Origin of the sequence: Halorientalis brevis (assembly GCF_042678165.1) — an archaeon.
GTDB lineage: Archaea > Halobacteriota > Halobacteria > Halobacteriales > Haloarculaceae > Halorientalis > Halorientalis brevis.
In genome coordinates, this window is sequence record NZ_JBHUDJ010000014.1 from 576426 (window position 1) to 600871 (window position 24446).

A 24446-nucleotide genomic window follows, 5' to 3' on the forward strand; every position below is an offset into this window, starting at 1 on the left:
GTTCAGAAATCGTCGACGTCACGCCCGCCGCGCGGGGTGACGAGAAACTCGCGGTGGTCGTTCGCCCATACCTCCGTCTCGTGGTTGCCGATCAGGATGGACGACCCCATCCCGCCGACCTTCTCGTCGTGGTCGGTCACCTCGGCGAGCGTCGTGATGGTGTGCGTCTCGCCATCGACGTTGCGGCCGGCGTCACCGCGACCGGCGTCGTTGACAATGGCGACCGGGACGTCGTCGGCGCGCTCCTCGCGGACGACCTCGATCGCGCGCTCGTAGTCGCGCCAGCAGTTGTAGAGGACGATCACGAATCCCGAGATCGCAGCGGCGCGAAGCTTCTCTTCGATTTCGTCCCAGCCGCGCCACTTGTCAGAGAGCGAAACCGTACAGAAGTCGTTCGAGAGCGGTGCGCCGAGGTTGGCCGCGCCACCCAGCGCTGCGGTCACACCGGGCACGATCTCGATCGGCACGTCCGTCGCGCCGTCCGCCTTGGCCATCGTGAACAGCAGGTCCGACTTCCCGTAGACGTTCGGGTCACCGCCGGAGACGTGCGCCACGTCCTCGCCTGCTCGCACGCGCTCGAACGCCTCCCGTGCGAGTTCGACCTGCCGCCCCATCGTCGAGCGGACGAGCGCCTGTCGGGTTCCGTCGGGCCGTTCGAGGACGGTCCCGTCGTCGCCGGCCGTGGCCGCTCCGCCGTCCGTCGCCGCGGTTTCGACGGCCGCGTCCTCGGGCGGGAGCGTGCCGTCGCGCCGGAGGAACTCCTGGTAGAGGTTCGAGGCGATCACGCAGTCCGCCGTCGCGACGACGTCTTTCGCTCGCTGGGTCATCGCGTGTGGCAACCCCGGCCCGATTCCCACGACGTAGAGCGTTCCGGCCTCGCCGTCACCCTCGGCAGCGCACATCGCTCCCTCCACTACTTCGCTGACGATACCGGCGTCGTTCGAGTTCTCGATCCGACTGACCGATGAGACGGTCCATACGCAGTGGTACGCACGAACCAATAAAACAATTTGGTTTGTATTAAAACAATCTCGGTTGCATTACCGTCCAGAGACCGGCGACGGTGTTCCGTGCATCAGCGCCCGACGGCGACCGTCACAGCGTCGTCGTACTGTGTCTTCTCGATCAGGAGTTCGTGGGATCGGCCGGCAGCGATCGCACTCGCCTCCGCGATGCCCGGCCAGCCGATGAGTTCCCGGGATCGAGACGGCGACGGCCCTTCGAACTCTTCTAGAGTCTCCTTCTGGAAGGCGATCACACCGAGACCGAGTTCGCTGGCGGCAGCGAGCAATCCCTCCTCGTCTTCCTTGCGCGTGCCGGTCGCGACGAACTCGACGTCGTCCATCTCGTACTCGGTACCTTCGAGGGCAGATTCCCAGGCCGAGACGAACTGGTCTTTCTTCGCGCCGGAGACGCTTCCGGTTCCGAGGACGACGCCGTCGTCGCTGTTGCGCTTCAACACGGTCACGTCGTCGCCGACGAGTACGGCCCGCGGGCCGTCCAGTCGCTCGACGGGGCCGAGTTCGTCGTCCAGCACGGCGAGGTTCGTCGCGACCGTCGAGTCGCCGTTGACAACGTGGGCGTCCAGCGCCTTCGCTCGTTCCTCGACGCCCTGCTTGCCCGCCGCTTCCGACGCCGTCGTCATGGCCGGAACAGCGCCCATCGACGCGAGGTCCTGTGCGACCTGGTTCGCACCGTGGTGGCCACCGGTGATGGGGATCGCCCAGGTGAGTTCCTCGTCGACGACGACGATCGCCGGGTCGTCCCACTTGTCGTCCAGCAGCGGCGCCGTCTTGCGCATCGCGATTCCCGACGCCATTAGCCCGACGAAACAGTCGTACTCGCCCCAGTGCTCGGCGAACACGTCGCCGTGGTACTCGATGACGTCGATGGACTCGTAACGGTCGCCGATGTCAGCGACGATTTCCTCCGCCGTGTCCATCTTTCGCTCGAAGGAAATGATGGCGATCTCTTCGGCGACCTCCCCGTCGCTGTCGGGCGTGGAACAGTGGCCGCCGCTCGATTCGTTCCCGTCCGCGTCCGTCTCCGCGTCGGTGTCCGTACTCATGTCAGTCGTCAGCCTCCCCGGAGCCGCGATTCGCCCAGCCATCGTAGAGATACGACCGCTCGTAGCCCGTACCGGTGACTGCCTCGCCGATGAGCACCAGCGCCGAGGCACGGTAGCCCGCGTCCGCGACTTTCTCGCCGATCGTGCCGATTGTCCCCTCGATGACGTCCTCGTCCGGCCACGACGCGTGGTAGACGACCGCCACTGGCGTGTCGGGGTCGTGCCCGGCGTCGAGCAGTCGGTCCATCGTCTCTCCGACGGCGTGGGTGCCGAGGTACACGCAGGTCGTCACGTCGCCCATCTCGACGAACTCACTGATGTGGTCTTCGTCCTCGTCGAGCGTCTTCCCCTGCGGGCGCGTGAACGCGACGTGGTTCGAGACCTCGTTGAGCGTGAGTTGCGTTCGGAGCGTCGCGCTGGCCGCGAACGCGGCGGTGACGCCGGGGACGAAGTAGGTCGGAACCCCTTCGTGTTCCAGCGCGTCCATCTGTTCGAGGGCGGCCCCGTAGATCGCCGGATCGCCGCTGTGGAGGCGCACGACGTCGTCGCCGTCCTCGTAGGCGTCGCGCATGAGCGGAATCAGCTCCTCTAAGTCCTTGCCGATGCTGGACACCGTCTCAGCGTCGGCGCAGTACTCGTCGAGCAGTTCGCTGTTGACCAGCGACCCCGCGTGGACGACGAGGTCCGCGTCTTCGACGAGTTCCTTGCCGGCGACGGTGAGCAGTTTCGGATCGCCCGGTCCGGCACCGACGAAGGGAATCCCCTCCTGCTGGTCTCCAGCGTTGTGCTCGTGGACGCGAGGATCGCGCTCGGTGGTCCGTTCGTCACCTTCCGCGTCGATCGCGTCTTGTGGCTCAGTCATCGGATCGCACCTCCGGAGATTCGTCGCCAGCGCCGGTGCCGTCGGCTTGCGCCGTCGCGTCGAATTTCGCGGTCGCGAGGTCCGTCTCCAGGTCGGCCTGCTCGGCGTAGGCCAGCGTGTAGTAGTCTCGTTCGTCGATCTCGCTGGGATCTTCGGTCACGAGCGTCTTGCCCTGTTCCATGAACAGCCGACGGCCGTACACCACGTCGTAACCGGCTTCGACCAGACCCTCGTGAGTCGCCGGTGCGTCAGTCACTTTGAACAGGACCATCCGATCGGGCCCCGTGGGAGCTGTGCCGTCGTCGGCCTCGCGGAGTGCGAGTCCCGAACCGGCCGGAATCTCGACGCCGAGCGCCGTCGCGAACGCAGTCACGGCACTGACGCCCGGAACGATTTCGAGGGCCACGTCGGGATGGAAGGCGTCGAGCGTCCGCCGGAGATGGCCGAACGTCGAGTAGACGTTCGGGTCACCCAGCGTGACGAAGGCTGCGTCCCCGTCGCGTGCCTGGGGCGCGATCTCGGCCGCGGCGTCCTTCCACGCGCGGCGCAGTTTTTCCTCGTCCCGCGTCATCGGGAAGTCGAGGTCGCCGATCCGTTCCTCGGAGACGTGTTCGGTCGCGACCGACCGCGAGAGCCGACCAGGGGAGTACACCACGTCCACCTGTTCGAGAACCCGCTTCCCGCGCACCGTTACCAGCCCCGCGTCACCCGGCCCGAGACCGACACCGTAGAGCGTCATCGCGAACCTCCATCGGCCGCCACGTCGGCGTTGCTGTCCGTGCCGCCGACGAGCATGTACACCGGGTTGTCCGAGTCGAAGCTCGTCGCGCCGGCGAGTTCGTAGCCGTGGCTCACCTGGAACTGGACGACCTCGTCGAGCAGGTCGCGCTCACGGAACGCCTCTGTCGCCGCGCCGGCGACCTCCAGGCGTGAGACGTTCATGACCACGCGGTCCACGTCGGCCTCGACGGCGTGATCGAGCACGGCCTCGTAGTTGCGACTGCCGCCGAGGAAGAGCGCGTCCGCGTCGTCGGGCAACCCCTCGGGAGCCTCCGCTTCGCGGAGGGTCACGTCGGCGGTCACGTCGTTCGCCGCGAGGTTCTTCCGCGTCGCGTCGAGTCGCTCGGACTTCCGTTCCAGCGCCGTCACGCGGCCGGCCCGCCTGGCCGCCTCGATCGTGACCGCACCGGTACAGGATCCGACCTCCGCGAAGTGATCCGTCGCGTCGAGACCGAGTTTCGAGAGCAGGACGGCTCGCACCTCCGGCTTCGTCGGTCCCGCCTTCGCATCGTGTGGAAGCGCTACAGGAGCCATTACGACAACACAACTTCGCTCGGGCATAAAACAATTTTGCTTGTATTAGGGCAATCGAGTTTGTGAAAAGTCGGAGTTGTCGGGGTGTCGGGGAAAGTCACGACGGACTAGGGCAAAAATACTTGAGTTGTCGAGTCTGATCGGGAACAATGGCAGAGGACGAGGGCGGGGCAGCCGATTCCAACGTGCTCCGGAACAAGCGAGACGCGACGCGGTACCAGATACTCGTCCAGATCGCAGAGCGCCAGCCGGCGGTCAGTCAGCAGGAGGTCGCCGACGCGATCGGCATCACCTCCCAGGCCGTCAGCGACTACCTGCAGGACCTGGTCAAGCAAGGTTTCGTTCAGAAGCACGGACGAGGACGCTACGAAGTCACCAAGGAGGGCGTCGACTGGCTCATCTCACAGACGGATCGGCTCCAGGAGTACGTCCAGCACGTTTCGACGGAGGTGATCGGTCAGGTCGACATCGAGACGGCGCTGGCGACGGGCGACGTCGAGAGCGGCCAGGCAGTGTCGCTGTCGATGGTCGACGGGACGCTCCAGGCGACGCCGGGCAGCACCGGCGGTGCGACTGCCGTCGCCGTGACGTCCGCCGCGGCAGGCGAGGACGTCGGCGTCACGGACTTCGAGGGCGTGTTAGAGTACGACCTCGGCGACGTGACCATCATCTCGCTGCCGCGGGTCGACGACGGCGGAAGCAGCGCAGTCGACCCGTCGACCGTCGCCGACTACGCGGCGGATCACGACCTGGTCGCGACCGCGGGCGTCGAGGCATACGCTGCGGCCCAGGCCGCCGACCTGGACCCCGACGTTCGATTCGGGACGCCGACGGCCGTCCAGGAGGCCGCGACGCGGGGGCTGGACGTCCTTCTCATCGCGGTCACGAACCAGCTCGCCGCCCACACCGAGAAACTGCGAGACCAGAACGTGAGTTACGAGATGGTCGACGCAGCCGACCACTGAGGAGCCCGGGCCGTATTTGTGCTGAGAGGTGGTTTGATGTGTTCTCGTCGTGATGAATAAAACGATGACAGACGACTCAGACTCGAATCCGGTTAGCCGAGCCTTCGAACTGCAGCGGAAGACGATCGAGCAGAGCCAGGAAGCGATGAAGCAGGGGCTCGAATTCCAGCAGCGACTCAACGAGGCGCTCGTCCGCGGCGTCGAGAGCGGAAGCGAGGCCCGCGACCGCGGGACGGAGATGACCCGTGACGCACTCCACAACACCCTCGACGCCATCGAGGAGATGGTTCCTGACGCCAGCGGCAACCTCGATCAGGTCCGCGAGGCCATCGATCAGCAGTTCGACGCGGCCAGGGACGCGAGCGAAGAGGCCAGCGAGCGCGCCGTCGAGTTCACGGAAGGCTCGCTGGAGAACGTCGAACAGGCCTCCGAGTCCTACCTCGACTCGGTCGACGAGCAACTCGACGCGATGCTGGAAGCACACGAGGACCTCGAAGCACAGACGCTCGAATTCATCGAACAGAGCGAGGCACAGATCGAGAAACTCCAGGAGCAGGCCGGCACCGACGTGGCGGCCGAGCAGGTCGAACAGGTCCAGGAGCGCATGCAGGAACTTCGCGACCAGTTCACTGGCGACACCGAGCCCAACAGCAACGAGCAGTGAGCACGTTCCGCTGCACTCGCTCGCCTGACTGTTCGCTCCACCGGACCGCCACTCGCACAGTGGGCAATTTTTCTTTCGGGAAGATCAGTCAGAGATGGTCGACAGCTCTCGTCTCGTGTTCACGTTCGTCAGCGAGTCGGTTATCGCAACCGCTTCCGGCGCTTGCGAGGCACGCACCGTTCGGACGGCCTCCAGTTCGCCGAGCAGTGCCTGCAGGCCGGCCCGAGTCGGCAGGGAGGACAGCGCCCGTCGCACGGTCGATCGGCGATAGAAGGCGTGGAGCGGTTCGCGACCACCGTCCGTCTGGACGACGACAGCGTCGACGTCCGGTTCCCGAAACGCGCCGAGCCACGAGATCGCAGTGGCCGAGAGCAGCGGCATGTCACAGCCACAGGCGAACAACCAGGGCCTGGACGCGTCCGACGCAGCCGCGGCGAACCCAGCGATCGGTCCCTGAAACCCGTCCGCATCGGTGACGAACTCGACGTGGCCGGTGGACAGCGGTCGCTGGAGGGTCGTCCGCTGATCGCGGTCCCGAACCGCGACCAGCGGTGGCTGGTCTGTCACGGCGGTGACCGACGCCACCACGCGTTCGATCAGGGTCTCGCCGTCGTAGGTGGCGAGTGCCTTGTTCTCGTCACCGAACCGATCGCTGTCGCCGCCGGCCAGCACGACGCCCGTCACTGTCTCCATCGTCATCGTTGGGAGTCGATCACGGGTGAACAGTTCGGAGTAGCCACGTATCTGCGTTTTGACGCGAGACTCCGACGGAGTCGAGCGAGCCGGATCGGTCGACGACTGACGTCCCAAGAGCGATAGTGCACCAATCACCGACCCTGCTGTCGTCTTTGATTTGGGCAGTCACCGCCGCGTTCGCTGGACGAACAGTCCGAGCACCTGATACGCGTACCCAACAGCACCCGCGAACGCGAGGGCGCGGCCGACCACGACTCCCTGAGCGAACTCGGCGAGCAGCCCGCCGACCTCGACGAGCAACCCCCCGGCGAGTCCGGCCAGCGCTGCGATCGCCAACCGGTCGCCCCCGCCCGGAAACTGTGCAACGTTCGGCGGGTAGAACTGGAAGGCGACGCCGACGATCGTCAGCCCGAGAAAGCCCAAAAGGGCGAGCCGATAGTGCGCGACGATCCAGGCAGACTGTCTGCCCTCGAAGGCCAAAAGGAGGCCGAGCGCGGCGACCGCCAGCCCCGCCAGTGCACCCGCGAGGACGCCGTAAAAGGGGAGTCGATCACGATCGCTCGCGGCGAACAGCAGGCAGTACGTCGCCGCGAAGCCGACGAGTGCGACGGTCTGGACCACAGCCCCCGCCTGCAACACCGGCCCAGCCGGCACCCCGGTCGCCAGCAGCGCCGGGCCGAGTGCACCCGTCAGCAGGACGAGGGACACGAGCGGTCTGGGTGGTGACGCCACGAGAAAGCGGGGGAACAGCCGGAATCCGACCGCGAACACGAGCAGCGCGGCGGTCCCGGCGGCGAACAGATGAGACGCACGGGGAGCGTAGCCGTCCAAGAGCATCGGAAGCGGAACGCGAGCGGCGAGTGTGGCGTACGCACCCAGCGCGAGAGACAGGAGCGCGATCGGCACGGCGGCGTTCGCCGCGCGATCGACGGGTCGACGACCGGCGTCGTGGTCCCCCGTCCCGGTCTCGCCACCGGTGAGGTTGCCCCGGACCGTCCACAGGAGCGTCCCGAGAAGGACGGCGATCCCTGCCACCCAGAGAAGCGCCCCGACGGTGCCCACGATCGGCGGAACGTCGGTCAGGGAGGCGACTGCCAGCGCCAACGCGCCCGTGATCGCGAGGGGGAGGTGCACTGTCGGCGCGCGTGAAAACGCCAGTTCCCGGTCGAAATAGGAAGGAATCAGAGAGTACGCCTTTCCGAACACCACGTGCAGAACGAACCCGTAGAGAGCGAGCGTGACCGTGACGCGGCGGGGCAGTCTCGCCAGTGCGGCGGTCTGCCACACCACGAGCCAGCCGGCACTGGCCGCGACGAATCCCCGCGTCCACCGCGAGACGGTCGCGCTCGACGTCACGGACGAGCGGTCGACCCCCAGCCGAAAAGTCTCGTGGGCGAACGTGTTCGGGAAAACTCGGAGGCGACCGACGCGCGAAGTCGGGCGCATGCCCAAGACGAGCGTCGAGGCCGAGCGAGCGTATCGAGACGACAGGTTCAGCGCCCGCGGCGTCTTCACGAGCGACCGCTCGAAGGTCGTCTGCGGCTACTTCGAGCCGGACCAGTTCATCACCGTCCACGCCCCCGACAGCGACGTGACCGTCGTCGTCCAGGCGGGACGGGGCATCGTCCGGGACGGCGACGAGGAGCACGCCGTCGAGCCGGGTGCCGTGGTGAGCGTCCCCGCCGGACGCGATCGGGGCGTGCGCGCCGACGGCAAGCGCCTGGAAGCCGTCCTCGTCACCGCACCACCGCCGACGGACGCGGAACACGAACCAGTCCGAAAAGGACTGGAAAACGGCGATTTCGAGCCCTGAATGGTCGACGGGCGGAACTGCCGAACGTGTTCGGGGTAATCGGGAGGTACCGGCGGGGCGAACGGACACGCGTATGCCAGAAATCGACGTGCGCGACCTCCCGCCCAAGGAGCGTCATCCGAAGATCATGGACGCGTTCGCGGCGATGGACAGCGGTGAGACGCTGCGGTTGATCAACGACCACGAGCCGAAGCCGCTGTTCTACGAGATGCAGGCGGAAGTCGAGGCGTTCGACGCCGACAACTACACGTCCAGGCGCGAGGGCGTCGAGAAGTTCGTCGCCGAGTTCCCCAAGCAGTGATGGCCGACGTTGCAACGCTGTCGGCGTTGACGGCGACGCCACACGCCAATCCGTTCCCCGGCGAGGAGCCGAAAGTCGTTCGCCTGGCGCTGGACGCAGGCGAGCGCGTCGATCCCCACCGACACCCCGACCGGCAGATCGTTTGCTACCTGCTGTCGGGGAGGATGGAACTCGACCTCGACGAGGAGACACACGAACTGGCCGCCGGCGACCTCATCAGGTTCGACGGGCGCCGGGAGGTCTCACCGCGGGGAGTCGAAGACTGCGAAGCGCTGCTCGTCCTCGCGCCACGGAGCTCAGAATAGAATCGTCACTCGCTGAAGAGATCGAGCGCGACGGTGACCGTCGTGTCCTCGTCGTGGTCCGCAGCGGCACGCAGTCCGGCTTTCGGCGGGTCGATGAGTCGCGACGTGAGTCGGTCGGCCAACGCAGCGAGCACGACGCGTTTCTTCGGCGTCAGTTCCCCGCGTTCCTCGATTCGCGTGAGTGCTCGCGTGAGTTCTTCGTCTCTGAGTGCCGTCGCTCGCGTCTCGATGTGATCGATCGCTGCCCGTGGGGTCGCTGGGGTCTCGCGGTCGTCGTCTGCGTCTTCGCTACCCGACATATACGGACGTTTACCGAGGGGGCCAAATGACTGTGACGACTGCCGACTCGACCGCGACAGTCTCGTAATCGGTCGCTACCGTCATGCACGAGTCCACGAGTCGCTGCTCCCTCGTCCTTTCCCCGAACGGGTTCGGACCGAAAGGCGAACATGTTCGGGGTTGTATATTGGAAGTAGGCCAGACGATGTACGCGTAACGAACGATGCCACGCGCAAAACTCTCCGTCAGAATCCCCTCGGCGGCGTGGATCGGTGACGTCTCCACTGCCTACCCGGAGGTCGAGTTCCGCGTCCTCGCAGCACTCCCGACGCAGGAGACGGGTGTCGGCCTGGTCGAACTCACCGGCCCGGACCTCGCACACGTCGTCAGAGCGATCGAAGCCCGCGAAGCGATCCTCTCGCTCGAAATCCTGGGCCGATCGCCCGACCGGGCGTTGATCCAGTTCGAGACGAGCGAACCGCTCCTGCTGTTTTCGGTCCAGGAGTCGGGCGTCCCGCTGGAACCGCCGATCGACATCGTCGACGGGTGTGCGACCGTCGAGGTGACGGCGTCACAGGACCGGCTGTCCACCTTCGGCAACCAGCTCGAACAGTTCGGGATGAGTTTCGAAGTGGAGTTCGTCCGTCGGACCGTCGACGCGACCGAGCAGTTGCTGACCGACCGGCAGCGCGAACTGATCCTCGCGGCCGTCACGGAGGGGTACTACGACACGCCTCGCGAGTGTTCGCTCACGGCGCTCGCCGACGAGCTCGACATGGCGAAATCGACCGTCAGCGAAACGCTCCACCGTGCAGAGGAGACGATCATCAAGGAGTTCGTCGCCGAACTCGACGAGGAACTCATCACGGAGCAGGCGTAACACGTCGGGAATCGTAATCGACCCCAAAACGATTGCTCGCATCAAATTCAGGGGAGTCGGTGCGTCACCGTCGACGGTCAGTCACCACCTCGCCGCCGCCCAGAAGAGAGTCATCGCTCGGTGCTGGCCGACTAATCACCCGAGACAGGGCGGTACCCATCGGGTTCGTAGGGACAGAGCGGGTCACTCGCCAGCGGATCGCCAGTGTGAGCGAACGCGCGTGACCGACTGCCGCCACAGACCCGCCGGAACTCACACTGTCCGCACTTCCCCGACAGGCGGTCTCGATCGCGAAGCGCGGTGAACAGCGACGACTCCCGGTACACCGACACCAGGTCGTCCTCACGGACCGTCCCCGCTGACTTCGGGAGGAAGCCCGACGGGTAGATCTCGCCCGTGTGACTCACGAACGCGAAGCCATCGCCGGCGACGACGCCACTTCGGCGCTCGAGACCGGCGTCTGGCCCCGCATCGCGTCGCTGCAGTTTCACGCGCCGGAACTGCGGCGCTTCCGTCGTCTTGACGCCGAACGGTTCCTCGTCGGCGACCTCGGCCAACCACTCCATCACCCTGTCGGCCCGGTCCGGACCGATAGGATCGAGCAGCTGGCCGCGACCGACCGGGACGAGGAAGAACACGCTCCAGAGGACCGCACCGATTTCCCGGACGACTTCCCGGATGGCGGGCAGTTGGGCGACCGTCTGGGCACAGACCGTCGTGTTGACCTGGAGCGGGAGGTTCGCGGCTCGGGCGTTCTCCGCGGCGCGCATCGTCTCCTCGAAACTGCCGGCTTCGCCGCGGAACGCGTCGTGGCTCTCCGCGTCGCCACCGTCGATGCTCAGCGCCATCCGTCGGAGCCCCGCGTCGGAGAGGGCCGCGATTGCGTCGCCGGTCAGTGAACTGGTTCCGCTCGGCGTCAGCGACGTGCGCAAGCCGAGGTCGTCTCCGTACGCCACGAGGTCAGTCAGGTCCGGGCGCTTGCAGGGATCGCCGCCGGAGAGAACGACCAGTTGGTTCTCGTCGAACCGGGCGGCCGCGTCGAGAACCGATTTGCCCTCCGCCGTGGTCAGTTCGTCCGGGTGTCTGCCGGGTCTGGCGTCCGCTCGACAGTGCTCACAGGCCAGGTCACAGGCCTGCGTCACCTCCCAGATGAGGACGAGCGGTCGGTCGTCCGTGTCGAAGCTCCCTCGCATCTCACTTCACGTGAACGCGCGTGACGTGGCCGCCGCAGCCACACTGTTCGACGTACTCGTACTCGACGTCGTCACCGAACGCCTCGTCCAGGTCCGGGTACAGGTTCTTTTCCGGGTGACCGTGGTCGCCGTGGGTGACGAGGTTCACGTGATTGCCCGGGGCAGTGTGTTCGATCGCCTCCCTGGCCTGTGCCAGCACCAACGACTGATCCGCGGCGTGGGGCGGTTTCTCCAGGTTCGCCGACCAGGAGTTGTCGTGGACCGATTCAGTCACCGGCTCGACCGCGTCGTGGGAGACGGTCATCTCTGCCGTTCGTTGGTCGCGGGCGGTCGAAAGGACTGGGCCGAACACGTTCGGCAACCTGCGGATCGGCAGGCACACTTCCGATGAACATGTTCGGGGCAAGCGTTTCAGCGTGTGAAGACCCTAGATTCAGGCATGCAGACCACAACGGGTGACAGCGACGCGGCACACCGCGAAGACGACGTCGGGGAAACGCGGACGACGGTGACCGTGAAGTGCACCGGCCACGTCCGCACGGCGGTCGGGCAGCCACGGTTCGATTTTACCTTCGAAGGAGACACCCTTCGCGCGTTCCTGACCGCGTTTTTCGAGGAGTACGACGTCGCTGACATGCTCATCGCCGAGACGGAGGCCGAGGCGACGACTCGCGGCTGGGCGAAAGTCGAGGAGGAGGTCCCCGGAAGCTGGTACAAGAATCCCGAAGGCGAGCAGACGCGTGCCTACGCTCGCGTCTGCGTCAACGGCCAGTTCAACGAGTTGCTCGACGGACTGGACACGCACCTCGACGACGGCGACCGCGTCGCACTCATCTACCCGTTCGTGTACTGCGTGTAATTCGTCCGAGTCGTCCTTGCGGTCGAAGAACACCCGTCTCCGTTTTCGGCAAGGCAACGGGACTCCACTGCCGTCCCCGACCGAATCGGCTCACCGGGCGGTACAGGACCGCCACCAACTGGGCGCGGTCGTTACTGCTCTCGTGACTGCGGGTCCGTGAGCGGATACTCCAGTCCGGTCGGGTACGGGCTGTCCTCGGTCGTGTCGAGTTCGAGTGCGATCGTGAACCGGTCGAGTCCGACTTCGAGGCTACAGAACAGGAGGAGTTCAACCAGTTCGTCCGTCGCGAACTCATCGTGAAGGTCCGCGAAGAACTCGTCCGTGATCCGGTGTGGGTCCCTCGACATCGCGTCCGCGAGTTCGACGGCGAGCGCCTCGCGCCGAGTGAGTGCCGCCTGGTCTATCTCGTCGCCGAGGACGGCCGCCTCCTTCGGTGCGACTTCGTCGCGAACGTCAGTCGTCCGGACGGTCCCGCAGTAGGCACACTCGTGACACGTCGCGACCCTGAGACGGACGAGTTCCAGCAGTGACGAACTGACGGCGTCGGACTGGGGAAACGAGCCGAGCGTTTCGACCAGCCGCTTGAAGATCGCCGGCTGGTGGGCCATCGCGCCGAAGAAAGCCGCGTCCTCGTACCAGTCCTCCGTGGCCTCCCGGAGGAGGGCGTTCACGTCCTGGTCTGCCGATTCCCCCGGTTCGACGATCGAGAGTCGGTCGGGCATGGGTCCAAGTCTTCGTGTTCGCCGTCGTCGGCGATAAGCGTTGATCGAAACCGACGCGCAGTGACCTGTGCTGTCGGCTACGTGTCACACCGAGCGAGATACATCCGATACTCTAGCTCGTCGGGGTCGTTGCCCAGAACCTGCGTCGTGACCTTCTCGAAGCAGTCCGGGCCCTGCCGGTCCGCCATCGCCTCGTCGTCACACAATCGGTCGGCGATCCGCTGGACGTGATCGGCCTCGTCTGCCGGTGCGCAGAGGGCGGCGGCATCGTGGTCGGACGCCTGTCCGAGCAGTTCGGTGAGGTCTCCGGCCACGTCCTCGAACGTGAGCTCGGGGGAAACGGTCGTTCGGAGGAATGTCTCGCCCTGGAACTGGACGACGTCACGCTCGTCCGCGACGGCTTCCTCGTCGTCACGATCTGCGGCAGCCGCCTCGACGGCGTCGTACAGCGCGCTGGTCCGTGTCGCCGTGTGTTCGAGCCACGTATCGAGTGAGTCGGCCGGCGTCAGGCGAACCCGGTACCGGTCGTCTCCCTGCCAGTCGAGCAAGCCGAGGGCGACGAGCGTTTCGAGGCGATCACGGAGATCCCTCTCAGCCAGGCTCGCCCACGGCACGTCCCGGTCATCCACGTCACCGCGCCGGAGACTGTCAACGGTGAACGCCTCCTCGCCCAAAGCGTTCCAGAGCGCCAGGTAGAGGTCGATGCGATCGTCGATGGTCGGCAAGAGTGGATCAGCCATGCTGATAACCGACCTCACTTCCACGATGAGCCTGTTAAACGTACTGTCGGGTCCCTGACTCCGCATGCAATCGTGACCACTCTCGTGTCGTACCGACTGGAACGGGCACGCGAGACGCAGGAATTCCACGGGAGTGCGTCAAACAGCTATACCACTTCACGTGTGGTATGGTATCGCTGCGCATGCCAGAGACAGTCTTCGAAGTAGACGTCGACAGTTCGATCGAAGAGCAGCCAGACCCGATCGTCAACCGGTGGCATCCGGACGTGCCGGCGGCGGCGAGCGTCGAACCGGGCGAGAAATTCCGCGTGGAGTGTCTCGACTGGACCGGAAACCAGGTGGTCAACGACGACAGCGCGAACGACATCCGCGACATGGACCTCGCGCCGAACCACCACCTCAGCGGTCCCATCCGCGTCGAAGGCGCCGAACCCGGCGACATGCTCGTCGTCGACATCCTCGACCTCGGACCGTTCCCGGACAACGAGTGGGGCTTCAACGGCATCTTCGAACTCGACAACGGGGGCGGGTTCCTCACCGATCACTTCCCGGAGGCCCGCAAGTCGATCTGGGACCTCGACGGCGTGTACGCGAGTTCCCGCCACATCCCCGACGTTCGATTCGCCGGGCTCTCACATCCCGGTATCGTCGGGACCGCACCGTCACATGACCTCCTGGAGAAGTGGAACGAACGCGAGCGAGCGCTCATCGAACGCGGGCCGGAGGACGAGACGGCCATCAACCACGAGACCCACGACGACGAGCCGCCGCTGGCGCTCCCGCCGGAACCCGAGGACATCCTGCTGGGCGACATGGACGACGACGAGGTCGAGGAGGTCGCCGACGAGGCCGCCCGGACCATCCCGCCGCGGGAGAACGCCGGCAACTGCGACATCAAGAACCTGAGTCGCGGGTCGCGCGTGTACCTCCCGGTGTTCGTCGAGGGCGCGAACATGATCACCGGCGACCTGCACTTCTCGCAGGGCGACGGGGAGATCACGTTCTGCGGCGCCATCGAGATGGCCGGCTGGATCGACATGCAGGTCGACCTCGTCAAGAACGGCATGGAGAAGATGGGGACCGACTACGCGCTGTTCACGCCGGGCAACATGGAGCCGCAGTTCTCCGAGTACGTCGTCTTCGAGGGCTACTCCGTCGACGAGGAAGGCACCCAGCACTACAAGAACGCCAACGTCGGGATGCGCCGGGCCTGTCTCGACGCCATCGACTACATGTCGAACTTCGGCTACACCCGCGAGCAGGCCTACCAGATCCTGAGTTGCGCGCCGGTCGAGAGCCGCATCGCCGGCATCGTCGACCTGCCAAACACCTGCGTCACCGTGTCGGTCCCGAAGGAGGTCTTCGAGTTCGACATCGACCCCGACGGCCTGGCCGAGGAGACCGCTCCGACCGACGACCGCGGCGACCTCGCGAAACCGTCCTGATCGCGGGTTCGAGTCCCGTTTTTCGCACCGTCAGCCCGTCGCGGGCGACCGTCAGTGACCGACGGCCCACGGGTAGCCGCCAGTGGCTTCGACGCCGCCGCGTCCGTGGTCGTGATCGTGACCGTGATCGTGCTCGCCGTCGCCTTCACCGGTCGCCACGAGCATGTCGTCGATGCCGACGAGGACCGTCGTCGCTTCTGCGGCGCTAGTGATCGCGTGGCGCTTGATCGTCGCCGGTTCGACGACGCCGCGCTCGACCACGTCGGCAAGTTCGCCGCCGTCGACGTCGAGCCCAGTCCGCCACTCGTCGTCGGCGTGGCGGTTTCGAAGGGCCACCAGCGCGTCGATCGGGTCGAGTCCCGCACTCTCGGCGAGCGTCCGCGGAATCGACTCCAGCGCGTCGGCGAAGGCGGTCACGGCGAGTTGCTCGCGGCCGGCGATCCCGTCGGCTGCCTCCCGGAGCCTCGCCGCCACGGCGACTTCCGTGGCACCGCCGCCGGGAACCACCGCGCCCCGTTCGATCGCGAGCGTCACGTCGTCGAGGCAGTTCTCGATCAGTCGCTTCGTCTCGTCTATCACGTGGGCCGTCCCGCCGCGCAGGATCAGCGACCGCTGTTCGGTGTCGGGACACTCGCCGACGACGACCAGTTCGGTGTCGGCGAGCGTGCGGCGCTCGACGACGCCCGCGCGCCCGACGTGGTCGGACGTCAGTTCGTCGACGCGTTTGACGAGACCGGCACCCGTCGCTCGGGCGAGTTTGTGCATCTCGTCCTGTCGCGTCCGTTCGACCGCGATGACGCCGTGTCTGGCCAGCCGCGCCCGCACGTCGTCGTCGATCGACTTCTGGCAGAAGACGATGTCGGCACCCACGTCGGCGATACCGCTCGCCTGGCCTTCGTAAACGTCGGCTTCGTAGTCGGCGAACTGACCGAGCTGTGTGGGATTCTCGACGGAGACGCGCGTGATCGCGTCCGCCTTCTCGACGGTGAGCTGGTCGTCGATCAGCGCGACGCCCGCGTCCTCGATGCGCCGCGGGAGATCGACGTCCAGTGAGGCGAGCGTCGTCGAGGAGGCGTCCACGTCGATGGCGAGTCCCGCGACGAGTTCTGAGTCGGTCGGGGACCCGCCGGGGATCGTCGTTCTGGTGATCCGTCGGCGCTCGACGGTCCCGTTTCGTTCGACCGCCTGGGCTGCCTCGACGACGAGTTCGACGATCGCCGTCGCTTCCCGGTCGCTCCACTTGCCGGTGATTGCCGTCCGGGCGATAGCTTCGAGCAGTTCAGTGTCCGCCGGATCGACCGGAACCGTGCACTCGTCGAGCGCCGAGAGCGCGAGGTCGACGGCACGCGTGTATCCCGCATCGATCGTCGTCGGATGGAGACCCTGCTCCGTGAGCCGCGCCGCCTCCGTGAGGAGTTCGCCCGCGACGATGACGGCCGTCGTCGTGCCGTCGCCGATTCGATCGTGCTGGCTCTGGGCGACCTGGACGATCTCCCGGGCGGCGGGGTGTTCGATGTCCATGCGGTCGAGGATGCTGGCACCGTCGTTGGTCACCACGACTTTCCCGTCGTCGCCGACCAGCATCTTGTCCATTCCCCTGGGACCGAGGGTCGTTCTGATCGCGTCTGCGAGGGCCGTTCCCGCGGTGACGTTCATCTCGCGAACGTCACGCTCCTGAAATCGTTCGGTTTCTGCAGCGAGTACTGTGGAGGGCCACTCCCCCGTGGACTGCGTCATGCTAACACACCTCTTCAGTGGAGTCCATGCACGGCCACAAAGTCGTATCGCGAAGTTTCACCAGCCACGTATAGGGTCGCTGACTGACGGTTTGCTGTCAGTTCTTGCAGGGGAACGGCCAGCAGACACGGCAGGGAGCGCACTCACGCCCACGGCCAGAGGCCAGCAGCCATCACGTAGCCAGCGCCGCCGGTCGCGATGCCGACGACGAGCGTGTACCAGCCGATGGGTCTGGTGTACTCGGATTTCTGGAGGCCGAGCAGGAGCCAGAACGTCGCCCAGAGGATCGCCCAGATCCACCACAAACTGGCGAGACCGACGTCGCCGAGTTGCCAGACGAACCAGCCCGTCGGGATGGCGAGGATCGTCACCATGATACAGTACCAGCCGAACGCCCGTTGATCGTCTTCACCGCGCCACGCGTTCGTTCCGACCCAGAGATACGTGAACGAGAACAACAGCGTTCCAGCGGCGTTGAACGGCGTTCCCTCCGAAGCCGACCCGCCGAACGCCCACCAGAGGGCAATCAGCAGCGTGAGACCGCCCACGAAGTAGTTCAGGACCGCGACGTCACGGTCCGAGCCGATCCCCAGCAGCCACACGCCGTTGACCACCAACACCATGCCGACGAATACTAACCCCATTCCGAGGACTGTGTACAGACTCATGCTTCGTCGTGTTCTGTGGTAACATAGTACACATCGTTTTCCGGGCAAAAGTAGGTAATTTTCGTTTATATTCGTGGAATATATAACCGTAAGTGACTGTACGATGCAACTACCCGTCGGCGGTACGGGTCGCGTCTCTGTCTCGTCACACCGGGAGCAGCGAACCGAGGAGCCACGCACCGCCGATCGCCGCGATCGAGCCGACGAGGTTCAGCGCGGCGAACGCGACGGCCGAGGCGTGCTCGTCGGTCTCCCACAGCCGAACCGTGTCGAACGAAAACGAGGAGAACGTCGTGTAGGACCCACAGGCGCCGGTGCCGACGAACAGGAGGACGGCGTTCCCGGGATCGAGGACGGTGACGAGGCCGAGGACGAAACTGCCGACCACGTTCACCGTCAGCGTGCCGACGGGGAACGTCTCGCGAGCGACGAGTTCCGCGGTGAAATGTCGCAGCAACGCACCGACGACGCCGCCGAGGCCGACGAGCCAGAGGTCGGGAACCATGGGATCACTCCTGTTCGAGGCGTGCGGCGACGCGACCCCCGAGAACGACGCCGGTGAAGCCGAAGGCGTAGTTGCCAGTCACGTTCAGGAGACCGAGCAACGGCGTCGATTGGACGGTTTCGAGCGCGAACGTGCTGTAAGTAGTAAACGACGAGAGGAAGCCGGTCGCGAGGACGAGCCGCGTCTCGTCGGCTAACAGTCCCGTGTACATGGCCTCGTAGAGGACGAAGCCGAGCAGAAAGCTCCCCAGCGCGTTCGCGACGAAGGTGCCCCAGAGGCCGGGCGTCGAGACGGCGATGAGGTGGCGGGAGTTCGCACCCAGAAATCCCCCCACGGCGATCAAGAGCACTGTTTCGAGCGTCAGGAGCGGGTGGTTCTCCGCCATTCCGTACCACCAACTCACGACGCCGCGCCTCTTACGAGTAGTTTCGGGACGGTTGCCGGTCCCTAGTCCCGGTAGATGACGGCGACCGACGCGTTCGCAGTAGAGACCCGGCCGCTGTACGTGGTGTCACGCCAGGTCAGGACGGCGGCCATCCCCTCGACGTTGCTCGGGGACTGATCGTCGAGGTCGTCGGGCCACAGACGGCCACCGCGGCTCCGGGCGACCGTCAGTTGGTCCTGTTCGACGGTCAGGTGTTTCGGGACGAACCAGTGTGACCAGGTCGGCTTGTCCGGGTGTCGATCGTCGATCAAGGTCAGCCGAACCTGATCGTCGCTGACGACCTTCGTCGCGACGGTGGCCGCTCCACTCACGGTCACGACGACCTCCATTCAATATCAGGTATCATACACACCCCTCACCATGGGGCGGGAATAAATATTTCCACCAGGGCGCTCGGTCCGAATCGTATCGCTCCAGCGGTGAAACGTTTAGTGTCATCCAGTCCGAAGTGCCCGGTGATGCGAAGCGGCGTGATCCTCGCCGGCGGGTACTCGACGCGGTTCGGCGACGAGGACAAAGCGACCGCCGATCTGGCGGGCGAGCCGATGATTCGGCGCGTCGCCGACCGCCTCGAAGGCGTCGTCGACGACCTCGTGGTCAACTGTCGCGCCGAGCAGCGCGCCCGGCTCGAGGCCGCGCTCGCCGGCGTCGAAATCCCGGTTCAGTACGCGGAAGACCCCGAGCCTGACCAGGGGCCGATGGCAGGCATCATGACTGGCCTCCGCGAAGCAGACGGGGAGTACGCCGCGGTCGTGGCCTGTGACATGCCCTTCGTCGACGCCTCGTTTCTCGACTACCTGTTCGAGCGAGCGGCCGGCCACGATGCCGCCGTCCCACAGGTCGAAGACGAGTGGTTCCAGACCACCCAGGCGGTGTATCGGACGGAGCCGATGGCTCAGGCGTGTGCAAAAGCGCTCGCCGACGACGAACACAAGATCGTCGTCCCGCTGTTCAGGCTCGACTACGTCGTCGTGGACGCGGCGGAGATTCGCGAGCACGCGACAGAGGACACGTTCCGGAACGTCAACACGCGCGAGAAACTGGAAACCGCACGATCGGCGTTCGGCGACGAGTAGCTCAGCGTTCGAGCACGGCCACGAGCGGGTCGTCCGCGATCATGCGCGTGAGTGCGACTCGATCGACCGTGCCGGCGTCGAGAATCGCCGCGGCGATGCGCCGGGCAGCGGCTTCGTCGGTCGCGTCGTCGACCTTGTTGATGACCGGGACGACCGTCGCCCCGGGGGGCACGTCCTTCAGTCCGCCTTCGGGACTGGTCACGACGGCGGCCACGTGTTCGGGACGGATTTCCTCGCCCGGCGAGAGGTCGGTGATCGCGGCCACGCGCTCTACCCGGTGTACGTGCTCGGCAGTCAGCGGCTTCCCCACGACGTGCGCGCTGGCGACGGGCAGGACGGTGTCCGTGCCGGCGGGCACCTGGGGCTCGGCGTCGTCGGGCGCTTTGAACTCGCGCATCCGCGCGCCGTCGGCCTTGACGAGCACCGCGTCCGGGACGTCGGTCTCGGCGAGCGCCGCGACCGTCTCGGTGTCGTAGCCGAGATACCGGTCGTCCTCGCGTTCGGGGACGAGCCCGAGCGGCCAGGCGTCGGCTTCGCCGACCGCGTCGACGGGATCTTTCGTTACTTCGACCCTCGCCACGTGTCGATCGAAGATCGGGATACGAACCGTCGCGGTGACGACTGCCCGGTCGTGACGGGCGGCGAGTCGCCAGAGCGTGGTTTTCTTGCCGCCTGCGCCGACCACGCAGACGAGACCGTCGGCCGCGAGCGCGTCGACCAGTTCCATACCGGTCATACGACGGCCGGTGCCAAAACGGTCACACTCGCCAGCCAAGGGGGCGTCCCGAAGCTTTACCTCACCGTTCGTGGACAGTGCTGGCGATGCCGGGCGACAACTCCGACGTCGCGGCCGCGGCGTCTCGCTTCCACGACGACATCCCACACCGGTTCCAGGTCTCACTGACGATGTCGATGGACACGCGCGAGTCCCTGCGGGCCGTCCGCGACGCGGTCAACGACCACTGTGAGGAGCAGGTGTTCACCACCGACGACGTGATCCGGCTCGCGCTGCAGGGGACAGCCGACTATCACGCGCTCGCGTCGGGAGACCAGCCCGACGCGGGAGCGGTGCCCCCACTGGCGGCCGTCGTCGGCGAAGTGCTCGACGCCGACGAGGCGAGGGCGACAGACCAACCGAGCGAGTGAGTCCGAGGCGAGTGCGACGAGTCGGCGGGACCGACGCTGCTCAGAGCGGGTCGTCCGTGATCGGGATCTGTCCTCGGTCGGCGGACTCCTCTAAGCCGTCCGGGCTGACGTCGAAATTGAAGACCTCTTTCGGAAGCGCGAGCGTGGAGCAGGCGTTCGGGATGTCGACGACGCCGCTCTGACGACCTTCGACCGGCACAGTCCCCAGAATCATGTACGCCTGCTCGCGGGTGTAGCCGAACTTCTCCAGGTAGTCGATGGCCTGGAGACAGGCGCGGCGGTAGGCCACGTGCGAGTCGATGTAGTGCTGTTCGCCCTCCTCGTCGACGGAGTAGCCCTCGAACACGACGTACTCGCTGAAGTTCGGTCCGCGGTGGCCGGGCTCGAAGATCGGGTGGTCGACGCCGTACTCGTCCATGCCGTCCTTGACGAGTTCGAACTTCAGATCGACGTAGCCGGCCATCTCGATGGCGCCGCAGAACGTGATCTCCCCGTCGCCCTGCGAGGCGTGGAGGTCGCCGATGCCGAACTTCGCGCCCTCGACGAACACCGGGAAGTAGATCGTCGACCCGAGCGAGAGGTCCTTGATGTCGCAGTTGCCGCCGTGTTCCCGCGGTGGGACGGTCCGTGCGCCCTCTTCGGCGATGTTGTCTGCGGCGTCGCCCGTCGCTTCGCCGGGGAGCGCACCGTCCGCCGTCGGTGGGTTCGCGACGGGCGGCTGGGACTCGCCGGTCGGGTGGTCTGGAATCGAGGAGGGGTCCTCCTCGTGTTTGTCCATCAGTTTCTGTTCGCGCTCGTTCCACTCTTCTAAGAGTTCCTGGGACGGGGCGGTCCCGATCAGGCCGGGGTGGATCTTCCCCTCGTAGTAGACGTCCGGGATGTGTCGCGAAGAGACGTACGTCCCGTCGATGTCCCAGATCGCCTTGGCCGCGTCGGGGAAGTGGTCGGTCAGGAACCCACCGCCGTTCTGCTGGGAGAAGATTCCCGTGAAGCCGTACTCCCAGCGGTCGTTCAGCGCACCGATGTCGAGCAGCGTCACCTTCAGCAGGTCGCCTGGCTTGGCCCCCGACACCTCGATCGGCCCGCTCAGGTAGTGGACCTGGTTCAGGTCCACGTCGCGGACTTCGTTCGCGTTGTCGTTGTCTCGAATCTGGCCGCCAGTCCAATCGAGGCATTCGAGTCGTACCGTGTCGCCGGGTTCCGCGGTGTCGACCGGTTCGATCTCGGGATGCCAGCGATTGAACGGCTTGGCCCCCGGTTGCTCGTCCGGCGGACTGTCGACGTCCACCTCGAAGTGTACTTCTGGCATTGGTATCCTGGGCGAAGTTGCCCAAGTCAGACGATTCCATGAACGCGCCAATAAATACTATGAAAGATTATTATAGTTCCGTTAGTTACGGGTCGTGTCGGCTGTATTCCCACAGCTGAGACTGGTCAGTGCGACCGGAGAAATCGTCCGGAAGCGACGGAAGGTGTGCGGTGATCGGGAAGTGAGTCAGTCGTCGTCGGCGGCGGCCGAGTCAGCCGATTCGACGCTGACCTCGATCTCCGCGGCTGCGGCTTTGTACTCCGGGATCTTCGCGCGTTCGTCGAGGACGTCGTTGGTGAGACGGTTGGCCGAGGCGGCGGCGAAGTGAGGCGTGGTCCAGATGACGCCCTCCTTGATGTCCTCGGTGACGTTCGCGACGACAGTGATCTCGCCGCGGCGGGACTTGATGATCACGTCGTCCTCGTCCTCGATGCCGTAGCGCTCTGCGTCGTTCGGGTGGATGTCGACGAAGTTCTCGGGCGTCTGGCGGTTGAGCGTCGGCGAGCGCCGGCTCATCGTCCCCGTGTTGTAGTGCTCGATGAGCCGCGCCGTCGTCAGGATGAGCGGGTACTCCTCGTCGGGCACTTCGGCGGGCGGCTGGTGGCGCACGCCCTCGACGTACCCCAGGCCGTCTGACGTGGTGAACTCGTCCTCGTAGAGGAACGGATCGCCCTCGTCGCCGGGCTCGTAGCAGGGCCAGTGGATGCCCTCCTCGCCCAGCAGGTCGTAGGTCATCCCGTGGTAGCTGGGACAGACCTGCCGGAGTTCCTCGAAGACGTCTTCGGGGTCCGAGAAGTCGAAGCCGCCGTCCTCCCCGAAGAGTCGAGTCCCGACCTCCGCGAGGATGTCGAGGTCGTGGCGGGTGTTCTCGTGAACTTTCTCGACGGGGCGCATCCGCTGGACGCGGCGGTCGGTGTTGGTGACGGTGCCGCCCCGTTCGGCCCAGGTGGTCGCCGGCAAGATCACGTCGGCGAACGTGGCCGTCTCGGTCATGAAGATGTCCTGGACGACCATGAACTCCAGTCGCTCCAGGCGCTCGGCGACCTCGTTCGCGTCGGGCTCGCTCATCACGGGGTTCTCGCCCATGACGTACAGCCCGTGGACGGACTCGCCGGCTTCCATCGAGATCTCGACGTTCGTCAGTCCGGGTTCGGGCGGGACGTCGAATCCCCACACCTCCTCGACGGCGCTGCGGGCCGCGTCGTCGTCGACGTTCTGGTAGCCCGGCAGGACGTTCGGCATCGCGCCCACGTCGCAGGTCCCCTGGACGTTGTTCTGACCGCGGAGCGGGTTGACGCCCGTCCCCGGTCGGCCGAGGTTCCCGGTGACGAGTGCGAGGTTGATCTCGTTCTGGACGTTGTCGACGCCGCAACTGTGCTGGCTCATCCCCATTCCGGTGAAGATGGCCGCGTTCTCGGCCGTGGCGTACTTCTCGGCGGCTTCCTCGATGTCTTCTAGGGGGACGCGACAGGTTTCCGCGGCTGCTTCCTTGTCGAAATCGTCGAGCGTCTCTTCGAGGTCTCCGAACCCTTTCGTGCGCTGTCGGACGAACTCCTCGTCGACCCAGTCGTTCTCCAGGATCGTCTTGAGGACGACGTTGAGCAGCGGGATGTCGGTCCCGGGCTCTAGCTGGAGGTGCATGTGGCGGTCGGTCCCCTCGATGTCGAACGACTTCGTGGTCTTGTTGGCGTGGGGGTCGACCTGGATGACGGTCGCACCGTCGATGACCGCCTGTCGGAAGTACTGGCTGTTGGCGATCGGGTGCTGTTCGGCGGGATTGGCTCCCTGTATCCAGAACACGTCGGCTTTCGCACCCAGGTCCTCCATGCTGTTGGTCATCGCCCCGGCACCGAGACTCCGGCGGAGCGCCCACACGGTCGAAGCGTGACACATCCGGGTGCAGTTGTCGACGTTGTTCGTGCCGTAGCGACGGGCGAGCTTCTGGAGGAGGTAGTTCTCCTCGTTCATCACCTTCGAGGAACCGTAAAAGCCCATCGCGTCCGGGCCGTGTTCCTCGCGAATCCGTTCGAGTTCGTCGACGATTCGCGAGAGGGCTTCCTCCCACGACGCCTCGCGGAACTCTCCGTTTTCCTTGATGAGCGGTTCCGTGAGTCTGTCCTCGTGATCGACGACTTCCGTGGCCGCACCGCCCTTGATACAGATGCGACCCTCGTTGACCGGGGCATCGCCCCACGGCATGAATCGCATGTCACCGGGCTCGTCACCGGGCTTGACCTGGATGCCACAGCCGACGCCACAGTACGGACAGATCGTCTTGACTGGCTCTTGTTCTTGTTCAGACATGTGTTGATCCCAGAGGGCGGACTGATTCCGCGATACGTATGCAACAAAAGCCGCTGCACCTGCATGAGTGTTTTTACCACACAGGGAGAAGTTCCGGCGCGGACATCCGTCTCGCGGACAACGACGCCTCGCGGTCGACGCAAAACACAG

30 protein-coding genes are annotated in these 24446 nt (G+C 65.7%); 10 read left to right on the top strand and 20 right to left on the bottom strand.

Going from position 1 to position 24446, the window contains the following annotated elements:
- Positions 1-2 precede the first annotated feature (2 nt).
- The 5 genes from ACFR9U_RS19405 to cbiT form a co-directional block, all read right to left on the bottom strand.
- On the bottom strand, positions 3-902 hold the full coding sequence (locus tag ACFR9U_RS19405) for a precorrin-3B C(17)-methyltransferase (RefSeq protein WP_247378797.1): 900 nt from the start codon (positions 900-902) through the stop codon (positions 3-5).
- Between the two features lie 173 nt (positions 903-1075).
- Entirely contained in the window at positions 1076-2068 is a 993-nt protein-coding gene (gene cbiG, locus ACFR9U_RS19410; RefSeq protein ID WP_247378798.1) for a cobalt-precorrin 5A hydrolase, read from the bottom strand.
- A gap of 1 nt (position 2069) precedes the next feature.
- A complete protein-coding gene (locus tag ACFR9U_RS19415) occupies positions 2070-2930 on the bottom strand; it encodes a cobalt-precorrin-4/precorrin-4 C(11)-methyltransferase (RefSeq protein ID WP_247378799.1) in 861 nt (286 codons plus the stop codon).
- Positions 2923-3669, bottom strand: a complete 747-nt coding sequence (locus ACFR9U_RS19420) for a cobalt-factor II C(20)-methyltransferase (RefSeq protein ID WP_247378800.1) — start codon at positions 3667-3669, stop codon at positions 2923-2925. Before ACFR9U_RS19420 ends, ACFR9U_RS19415 begins: the two co-directional genes overlap by 8 nt.
- Positions 3666-4244 (bottom strand): precorrin-6Y C5,15-methyltransferase (decarboxylating) subunit CbiT, encoded by a 579-nt coding sequence (gene cbiT / locus ACFR9U_RS19425; protein ID WP_247378801.1) that lies wholly within the window; start codon positions 4242-4244, stop codon positions 3666-3668. Before cbiT ends, ACFR9U_RS19420 begins: the two co-directional genes overlap by 4 nt.
- A gap of 149 nt (positions 4245-4393) precedes the next feature.
- On the opposite strand from cbiT, the gene ACFR9U_RS19430 reads away from it, so the two are divergent.
- Positions 4394-5209: a DUF7839 domain-containing protein gene (locus ACFR9U_RS19430; RefSeq protein ID WP_247378802.1), complete on the top strand. Its 816-nt coding sequence runs from the start codon at positions 4394-4396 to the stop codon at positions 5207-5209.
- A gap of 64 nt (positions 5210-5273) precedes the next feature.
- A complete protein-coding gene (locus ACFR9U_RS19435) occupies positions 5274-5873 on the top strand; it encodes a hypothetical protein (RefSeq protein ID WP_247378803.1) in 600 nt (199 codons plus the stop codon).
- Between the two features lie 84 nt (positions 5874-5957).
- On the opposite strand, the gene ACFR9U_RS19440 is transcribed toward ACFR9U_RS19435, so the two are convergent.
- Together ACFR9U_RS19440 and ACFR9U_RS19445 are read right to left on the bottom strand one after the other, a co-directional pair.
- Entirely contained in the window at positions 5958-6572 is a 615-nt protein-coding gene (locus tag ACFR9U_RS19440) for a molybdenum cofactor guanylyltransferase (RefSeq protein WP_247378804.1), read from the bottom strand.
- A gap of 162 nt (positions 6573-6734) precedes the next feature.
- Entirely contained in the window at positions 6735-8015 is a 1281-nt protein-coding gene (locus tag ACFR9U_RS19445; protein ID WP_247378805.1) for a hypothetical protein, read from the bottom strand.
- Here ACFR9U_RS19445 and ACFR9U_RS19450 point away from each other — a divergent pair.
- The 3 genes from ACFR9U_RS19450 (at position 8014) to ACFR9U_RS19460 (ending at position 8988) form a co-directional block, all read left to right on the top strand.
- Positions 8014-8382 (top strand): cupin domain-containing protein, encoded by a 369-nt coding sequence (locus ACFR9U_RS19450; protein ID WP_247378806.1) that lies wholly within the window; start codon positions 8014-8016, stop codon positions 8380-8382. The two genes, ACFR9U_RS19445 and ACFR9U_RS19450, sit on opposite strands and share 2 nt — an antisense overlap.
- 73 nt (positions 8383-8455) lie before the next feature.
- On the top strand, positions 8456-8683 hold the full coding sequence (locus ACFR9U_RS19455) for a DUF2249 domain-containing protein (RefSeq protein ID WP_247378807.1): 228 nt from the start codon (positions 8456-8458) through the stop codon (positions 8681-8683).
- Positions 8683-8988, top strand: a complete 306-nt coding sequence (locus ACFR9U_RS19460) for a cupin domain-containing protein (protein WP_247378808.1) — start codon at positions 8683-8685, stop codon at positions 8986-8988. The genes ACFR9U_RS19455 and ACFR9U_RS19460 overlap by 1 nt, the downstream gene beginning before the upstream one ends.
- Positions 8989-8993: 5 nt before the next feature.
- Here the strand turns inward: ACFR9U_RS19460 and ACFR9U_RS19465 are convergent, their stop codons facing one another.
- Entirely contained in the window at positions 8994-9287 is a 294-nt protein-coding gene (locus ACFR9U_RS19465; protein WP_247378809.1) for a hypothetical protein, read from the bottom strand.
- 203 nt (positions 9288-9490) lie between these two features.
- Between ACFR9U_RS19465 and ACFR9U_RS19470 the strand changes: the two genes are divergently transcribed.
- On the top strand, positions 9491-10147 hold the full coding sequence (locus ACFR9U_RS19470; RefSeq protein ID WP_247378810.1) for a helix-turn-helix domain-containing protein: 657 nt from the start codon (positions 9491-9493) through the stop codon (positions 10145-10147).
- A gap of 131 nt (positions 10148-10278) precedes the next feature.
- Here ACFR9U_RS19470 and ACFR9U_RS19475 read toward each other — a convergent pair whose 3' ends face one another.
- Both ACFR9U_RS19475 and ACFR9U_RS19480 read right to left on the bottom strand, forming a co-directional pair.
- A complete protein-coding gene (locus tag ACFR9U_RS19475; RefSeq protein WP_247378811.1) occupies positions 10279-11340 on the bottom strand; it encodes a radical SAM protein in 1062 nt (353 codons plus the stop codon).
- 1 nt (position 11341) lies between these two features.
- Entirely contained in the window at positions 11342-11644 is a 303-nt protein-coding gene (locus tag ACFR9U_RS19480; RefSeq protein ID WP_247379042.1) for a CGCGG family putative rSAM-modified RiPP protein, read from the bottom strand.
- A gap of 135 nt (positions 11645-11779) precedes the next feature.
- Here ACFR9U_RS19480 and ACFR9U_RS19485 point away from each other — a divergent pair, with 135 nt between their 5' ends.
- Positions 11780-12199 carry a pterin cluster protein gene (locus ACFR9U_RS19485; protein ID WP_247378812.1) on the top strand — a complete coding sequence of 140 codons (420 nt, stop codon included), beginning with the start codon at positions 11780-11782 and terminating at the stop codon, positions 12197-12199.
- Positions 12200-12330: 131 nt separating this feature from the next.
- On the opposite strand, the gene ACFR9U_RS19490 is transcribed toward ACFR9U_RS19485, so the two are convergent.
- Both ACFR9U_RS19490 and ACFR9U_RS19495 read right to left on the bottom strand, forming a co-directional pair.
- Positions 12331-12921 (bottom strand): carboxymuconolactone decarboxylase family protein, encoded by a 591-nt coding sequence (locus ACFR9U_RS19490; RefSeq protein WP_247378813.1) that lies wholly within the window; start codon positions 12919-12921, stop codon positions 12331-12333.
- A 77-nt stretch (positions 12922-12998) separates the two neighbouring features.
- Complete coding sequence (locus ACFR9U_RS19495) at positions 12999-13661, bottom strand: hypothetical protein (RefSeq protein ID WP_247378814.1); 663 nt, start codon at positions 13659-13661, stop codon at positions 12999-13001.
- A gap of 182 nt (positions 13662-13843) precedes the next feature.
- Between ACFR9U_RS19495 and fmdA (ACFR9U_RS19500) the strand changes: the two genes are divergently transcribed.
- Positions 13844-15106 (top strand): formamidase, encoded by a 1263-nt coding sequence (fmdA, locus tag ACFR9U_RS19500; RefSeq protein WP_247378815.1) that lies wholly within the window; start codon positions 13844-13846, stop codon positions 15104-15106.
- Positions 15107-15157: 51 nt separating this feature from the next.
- Here fmdA (ACFR9U_RS19500) and thsA read toward each other — a convergent pair whose 3' ends face one another.
- From thsA to ACFR9U_RS19525, 5 genes are all read right to left on the bottom strand, one after another.
- Complete coding sequence (thsA, locus tag ACFR9U_RS19505; RefSeq protein WP_247378816.1) at positions 15158-16843, bottom strand: thermosome subunit alpha; 1686 nt, start codon at positions 16841-16843, stop codon at positions 15158-15160.
- Positions 16844-16986: 143 nt separating this feature from the next.
- Complete coding sequence (locus ACFR9U_RS19510) at positions 16987-17511, bottom strand: AmiS/UreI family transporter (RefSeq protein ID WP_247378817.1); 525 nt, start codon at positions 17509-17511, stop codon at positions 16987-16989.
- A 145-nt stretch (positions 17512-17656) separates the two neighbouring features.
- Entirely contained in the window at positions 17657-18016 is a 360-nt protein-coding gene (crcB, locus tag ACFR9U_RS19515; RefSeq protein WP_247378818.1) for a fluoride efflux transporter CrcB, read from the bottom strand.
- A 4-nt stretch (positions 18017-18020) separates the two neighbouring features.
- A complete protein-coding gene (locus ACFR9U_RS19520; RefSeq protein WP_247378819.1) occupies positions 18021-18401 on the bottom strand; it encodes a fluoride efflux transporter FluC in 381 nt (126 codons plus the stop codon).
- A 62-nt stretch (positions 18402-18463) separates the two neighbouring features.
- Positions 18464-18790 (bottom strand): hypothetical protein, encoded by a 327-nt coding sequence (locus ACFR9U_RS19525; RefSeq protein WP_247378820.1) that lies wholly within the window; start codon positions 18788-18790, stop codon positions 18464-18466.
- 129 nt (positions 18791-18919) lie between these two features.
- On the opposite strand from ACFR9U_RS19525, the gene mobA reads away from it, so the two are divergent.
- The gene (gene mobA / locus ACFR9U_RS19530) at positions 18920-19537 is read left to right on the top strand and encodes a molybdenum cofactor guanylyltransferase (protein ID WP_247378821.1); all 618 of its coding nucleotides are present in this window, start codon (positions 18920-18922) and stop codon (positions 19535-19537) included.
- A 1-nt stretch (position 19538) separates the two neighbouring features.
- Here the strand turns inward: mobA and yqeC are convergent, their stop codons facing one another.
- Positions 19539-20264, bottom strand: coding sequence for a selenium cofactor biosynthesis protein YqeC (gene yqeC / locus ACFR9U_RS19535; RefSeq protein ID WP_247378822.1), 726 nt, complete (start codon positions 20262-20264; stop codon positions 19539-19541).
- Positions 20265-20359: 95 nt separating this feature from the next.
- Here yqeC and ACFR9U_RS19540 point away from each other — a divergent pair, with 95 nt between their 5' ends.
- Positions 20360-20683 carry a hypothetical protein gene (locus ACFR9U_RS19540; protein ID WP_247378823.1) on the top strand — a complete coding sequence of 108 codons (324 nt, stop codon included), beginning with the start codon at positions 20360-20362 and terminating at the stop codon, positions 20681-20683.
- Positions 20684-20723: 40 nt separating this feature from the next.
- On the opposite strand, the gene fmdA (ACFR9U_RS19545) is transcribed toward ACFR9U_RS19540, so the two are convergent.
- Together fmdA (ACFR9U_RS19545) and fdhF are read right to left on the bottom strand one after the other, a co-directional pair.
- Positions 20724-21992, bottom strand: coding sequence for a formamidase (fmdA, locus tag ACFR9U_RS19545; RefSeq protein ID WP_247378824.1), 1269 nt, complete (start codon positions 21990-21992; stop codon positions 20724-20726).
- 186 nt (positions 21993-22178) lie between these two features.
- Positions 22179-24296, bottom strand: coding sequence for a formate dehydrogenase subunit alpha (fdhF, locus tag ACFR9U_RS19550; protein WP_247378825.1), 2118 nt, complete (start codon positions 24294-24296; stop codon positions 22179-22181).
- Positions 24297-24446 lie beyond the last annotated feature (150 nt).

What these genes read in the sequence shown, in the direction of transcription:
- ACFR9U_RS19405 (WP_247378797.1), bottom strand. Translation starts at nt 902, where the DNA reads ATGTGCGCTGCCGAGGGTGACGGCGAGGCCGGAACGCTCTACGTCGTG.
- cbiG (WP_247378798.1), bottom strand. Translation starts at nt 2,068, where the DNA reads ATGAGTACGGACACCGACGCGGAGACGGACGCGGACGGGAACGAATCG.
- ACFR9U_RS19415 (WP_247378799.1), bottom strand. Translation starts at nt 2,930, where the DNA reads ATGACTGAGCCACAAGACGCGATCGACGCGGAAGGTGACGAACGGACC.
- ACFR9U_RS19420 (WP_247378800.1), bottom strand. Translation starts at nt 3,669, where the DNA reads ATGACGCTCTACGGTGTCGGTCTCGGGCCGGGTGACGCGGGGCTGGTA.
- cbiT (WP_247378801.1), bottom strand. Translation starts at nt 4,244, where the DNA reads ATGGCTCCTGTAGCGCTTCCACACGATGCGAAGGCGGGACCGACGAAG.
- ACFR9U_RS19430 (WP_247378802.1), top strand. Translation starts at nt 4,394, where the DNA reads ATGGCAGAGGACGAGGGCGGGGCAGCCGATTCCAACGTGCTCCGGAAC.
- ACFR9U_RS19435 (WP_247378803.1), top strand. Translation starts at nt 5,274, where the DNA reads ATGACAGACGACTCAGACTCGAATCCGGTTAGCCGAGCCTTCGAACTG.
- ACFR9U_RS19440 (WP_247378804.1), bottom strand. Translation starts at nt 6,572, where the DNA reads ATGACGATGGAGACAGTGACGGGCGTCGTGCTGGCCGGCGGCGACAGC.
- ACFR9U_RS19450 (WP_247378806.1), top strand. Translation starts at nt 8,014, where the DNA reads ATGCCCAAGACGAGCGTCGAGGCCGAGCGAGCGTATCGAGACGACAGG.
- ACFR9U_RS19445 (WP_247378805.1), bottom strand. Translation starts at nt 8,015, where the DNA reads ATGCGCCCGACTTCGCGCGTCGGTCGCCTCCGAGTTTTCCCGAACACG.
- ACFR9U_RS19455 (WP_247378807.1), top strand. Translation starts at nt 8,456, where the DNA reads ATGCCAGAAATCGACGTGCGCGACCTCCCGCCCAAGGAGCGTCATCCG.
- ACFR9U_RS19460 (WP_247378808.1), top strand. Translation starts at nt 8,683, where the DNA reads ATGGCCGACGTTGCAACGCTGTCGGCGTTGACGGCGACGCCACACGCC.
- ACFR9U_RS19465 (WP_247378809.1), bottom strand. Translation starts at nt 9,287, where the DNA reads ATGTCGGGTAGCGAAGACGCAGACGACGACCGCGAGACCCCAGCGACC.
- ACFR9U_RS19470 (WP_247378810.1), top strand. Translation starts at nt 9,491, where the DNA reads ATGCCACGCGCAAAACTCTCCGTCAGAATCCCCTCGGCGGCGTGGATC.
- ACFR9U_RS19475 (WP_247378811.1), bottom strand. Translation starts at nt 11,340, where the DNA reads ATGCGAGGGAGCTTCGACACGGACGACCGACCGCTCGTCCTCATCTGG.
- ACFR9U_RS19480 (WP_247379042.1), bottom strand. Translation starts at nt 11,644, where the DNA reads ATGACCGTCTCCCACGACGCGGTCGAGCCGGTGACTGAATCGGTCCAC.
- ACFR9U_RS19485 (WP_247378812.1), top strand. Translation starts at nt 11,780, where the DNA reads ATGCAGACCACAACGGGTGACAGCGACGCGGCACACCGCGAAGACGAC.
- ACFR9U_RS19490 (WP_247378813.1), bottom strand. Translation starts at nt 12,921, where the DNA reads ATGCCCGACCGACTCTCGATCGTCGAACCGGGGGAATCGGCAGACCAG.
- ACFR9U_RS19495 (WP_247378814.1), bottom strand. Translation starts at nt 13,661, where the DNA reads ATGGCTGATCCACTCTTGCCGACCATCGACGATCGCATCGACCTCTAC.
- fmdA (WP_247378815.1), top strand. Translation starts at nt 13,844, where the DNA reads ATGCCAGAGACAGTCTTCGAAGTAGACGTCGACAGTTCGATCGAAGAG.
- thsA (WP_247378816.1), bottom strand. Translation starts at nt 16,843, where the DNA reads ATGACGCAGTCCACGGGGGAGTGGCCCTCCACAGTACTCGCTGCAGAA.
- ACFR9U_RS19510 (WP_247378817.1), bottom strand. Translation starts at nt 17,511, where the DNA reads ATGAGTCTGTACACAGTCCTCGGAATGGGGTTAGTATTCGTCGGCATG.
- crcB (WP_247378818.1), bottom strand. Translation starts at nt 18,016, where the DNA reads ATGGTTCCCGACCTCTGGCTCGTCGGCCTCGGCGGCGTCGTCGGTGCG.
- ACFR9U_RS19520 (WP_247378819.1), bottom strand. Translation starts at nt 18,401, where the DNA reads ATGGCGGAGAACCACCCGCTCCTGACGCTCGAAACAGTGCTCTTGATC.
- ACFR9U_RS19525 (WP_247378820.1), bottom strand. Translation starts at nt 18,790, where the DNA reads ATGGAGGTCGTCGTGACCGTGAGTGGAGCGGCCACCGTCGCGACGAAG.
- mobA (WP_247378821.1), top strand. Translation starts at nt 18,920, where the DNA reads ATGCGAAGCGGCGTGATCCTCGCCGGCGGGTACTCGACGCGGTTCGGC.
- yqeC (WP_247378822.1), bottom strand. Translation starts at nt 20,264, where the DNA reads ATGGAACTGGTCGACGCGCTCGCGGCCGACGGTCTCGTCTGCGTGGTC.
- ACFR9U_RS19540 (WP_247378823.1), top strand. Translation starts at nt 20,360, where the DNA reads ATGCCGGGCGACAACTCCGACGTCGCGGCCGCGGCGTCTCGCTTCCAC.
- fmdA (WP_247378824.1), bottom strand. Translation starts at nt 21,992, where the DNA reads ATGCCAGAAGTACACTTCGAGGTGGACGTCGACAGTCCGCCGGACGAG.
- fdhF (WP_247378825.1), bottom strand. Translation starts at nt 24,296, where the DNA reads ATGTCTGAACAAGAACAAGAGCCAGTCAAGACGATCTGTCCGTACTGT.